The sequence below is a fragment of the Nocardia sp. Marseille-Q1738 genome (assembly GCF_965283145.1).
In genome coordinates, this window is record NZ_CBDIMS010000001.1 from 574,984 (window position 1) to 577,429 (window position 2,446).

At 67.6% G+C, this 2,446-nt stretch carries 2 protein-coding genes and 1 pseudogene; 2 read left to right on the forward strand and 1 reads right to left on the reverse strand.

All coding sequences use genetic code 11. The features are described 5' to 3' along the window. Window positions 1–37: 37 nt before the first annotated feature. Window positions 38–1,432, reverse strand: a complete 1,395-nt coding sequence (locus ACWPXK_RS02715; RefSeq protein ID WP_454194408.1) for a hypothetical protein — start codon at window positions 1,430–1,432, stop codon at window positions 38–40. Window positions 1,433–1,754: 322 nt separating this feature from the next. On the opposite strand from ACWPXK_RS02715, the gene ACWPXK_RS02720 reads away from it, so the two are divergent. After that, window positions 1,755–2,102 carry a DoxX family protein gene (locus tag ACWPXK_RS02720; RefSeq protein WP_454194409.1) on the forward strand — a complete coding sequence of 116 codons (348 nt, stop codon included), beginning with the start codon at window positions 1,755–1,757 and terminating at the stop codon, window positions 2,100–2,102. Between the two features lie 138 nt (window positions 2,103–2,240). Beyond that, a pseudogene (locus ACWPXK_RS02725) lies at window positions 2,241–2,375 on the forward strand (DUF397 domain-containing protein); the annotation flags it as partial. Window positions 2,376–2,446: the final 71 nt, after the last annotated feature.

Here is a 2,446-nt window from a genome sequence, read left to right on the forward strand (position 1 = left end):
CCCGAGAGGCGTTTTGTGTCGAAACGATTCCTATCGGTCAGGCGGATATTCCGTGGCGTTCGCGGAATCGTCGTTCGAACTCGGCGATGAACTTCGTGGGAGGCGTGGCGGAGGATGAGTGCTCGAACGCGCCGTCGTCGGCGATGTAGAAGATTGCCCTGGCCGATGCAGGGGGCCCTTTGGGTGCGGGCACGTGCACCATCCAGCCGACGCTGAAGCGCTCGGCGGTCAGCTGGGAAAGCGGATAGCCCGTCGTGTCCAGCTGGCGTCCGGTGATGTAGTCCCGCACCCGGCTGATCGCCTGTTCCGCGGGCATCGGCTCCGGCACCGTCGACGTCAGACCGGCGACCGAGTACTGGTACAGCGCACCGTCGATGTCGAAGCGCCCGTCATCGCCGAAGACGGCCACCAGCTTCTCCCTGGTCACCCTGCCCGCCTCGGCGGCGGACATCAGTGCCCTGATCGCGTCCGGCGCGTCCTTGCCCTGCCTGTCGGCGAGCACACCGGTCACGATCTTGATCGCGGTGTCGCGCGTCCACACGCCCGGTACCGCCGCGGCGCACTCCTGGGCCGGCGGTGACTGTCCTCGATACCACCGCCCCGCCTCCCACCAGTAGCAGAACGACAGCAGGCCCGACGCTGCCCGCGGATTCAACACCGGGTCGGCCACCCACTCCGGCGCACCGCCATAAATTTCCGGCATCGGCGCGCCACCGTTGTACACCGCGTCCAACGTGGGCGCGTTCCACACGCCGCCCGACAGCACGGCCCGCCCGGCCGGAAGAACATGCAATGTCGCCCCGCCGCGTGCGGTGCCTTCGAACATGCCGACCCAGGGCAGCATCCGCGGCCCCCAATCCGACTTCGCCGCCACGAACGCCGCGGCGATGGTGGTCCACCGCGCCCACATCTGCGGGAACGGCGGGAACTCGCCCTCCGCCAGCACCGCCCACACCTGCTCGGCCCGGTCGGCGCGGGCCTGCTCCGCCGCCTGTTGCGGAGTGCGGCGCTGCCGGTCACCGTGACCGATATACGCGGCCAACCAAACCGGGACTTTATTGCGCGGATATGCCTCGAGGTCGGCGCGGTACGCCTCCGGAACGAAGAGTTGCCCGTCCGGGAAGGGCTCGTCGCCGTAGTCGTAGACGGCCTCGACCTCGCCCGAACTGGTCAACGCGATCAGCATTCGCCACCACGGTTCCGCACCAGAACCGGCCGCGATCGAGCGGTGCTCCCGGACCATGGCGAGCACCGGCTCCGGCGGGTCCACTGGCATCGCTTGCTCGCCAACGGTATACACCAGCTGGCCGATCTCACCCACCACCGTGACCGCGAACACCGCGTCCACCCGCTGCCAGCCCGTCGGCGCGTGCGCCGCCAGCGCACGCGCGAGCGGGTGTTCGGCGGTCAGCCCACCGGGTTCGTCTGCCACGTCGTCCTCCTCGTCGATGTCGAGCCACCTTGTCTCGCTGCGACACCGCCGAGTAAGTAGTGCCCACTCCAGTCGGCGACGGCAACGCGAACGTCGAAGATAGCCGGGCGGGACATGACGTGCTCAGCGTAGAACGGTTAAGGCCGGTACCAGCGCATCGGAAACGACGTCTTCCGCTTCATCTCCGACACAGTGTGGTTCGCCCTGATGCCGAGCTCCGATCGGGGTGGTGTGGTGTGAGGTACCGGCTGACGTCCTGGTCGGCAGCGGAGCGACCGACCTTGTCCAGCGTTTCTCGTTGTCAGTGGTTACGGTCTCCGACATGATCGTGACGACAGTTCTGACCGTGGCCGTCGGTCTTCTGTTCCTCGTGACCGGCATGGTGAAGCTCATCGGCTTGCGACAGTCGCTCGAGATCCGCGATCACCTGCGCATATCGCCTGCGCTATGGCGCGTGACCGGGGCGCTGGAGGTGGCCGGAGCCCTGGGCGCATTTGCCGGTCTCTACTTCCAACCGCTGGGCATCGCCGCGCTCGCCGGTCTGACCGCGTTGATGGTGGGAGCGATCGTGGCCCGGCTCCGCGTCCGCGACGCCGTGTCCGCGGTGGTCATCGACATCGCCGTGCTGGCCCTCGTTACGGCAACGTTGGTCCTCAACGCTCTTACCTGAGTCGGCGGAGTGCTGGCTTCCGGCGGGCGAAGCTGCCTCTGGACCCGATACGGCATTGATCCTGTGCTTTGCGGGTGATCCGCCCGATCGATGCCCGGCGGCGAGCGCCCGGGTTCGGCCCACGAGATTCGCCCCCCGATCCGTGCGTGCCAGGCGGGGTTCAAGAGCAGCTACAGCGGCAGGGGATCGCAGTGCGTCGAGGTAGCGTGGCTCGAAGGCGGCATGGTAGGAGTGCGTGACAGCAAGAACCCCGCTGGTCCGGCACTGGTGTTCAATCTCACTGCGGAACCGCCTGCCTGTGGAAGCTTGCGCCGCAGTTCCCAAGCGGGGCCACAATGTACGGG

What these genes read in the sequence shown, in the direction of transcription:
- ACWPXK_RS02720 (WP_454194409.1), top strand. Translation starts at nt 1,755, where the DNA reads ATGATCGTGACGACAGTTCTGACCGTGGCCGTCGGTCTTCTGTTCCTC.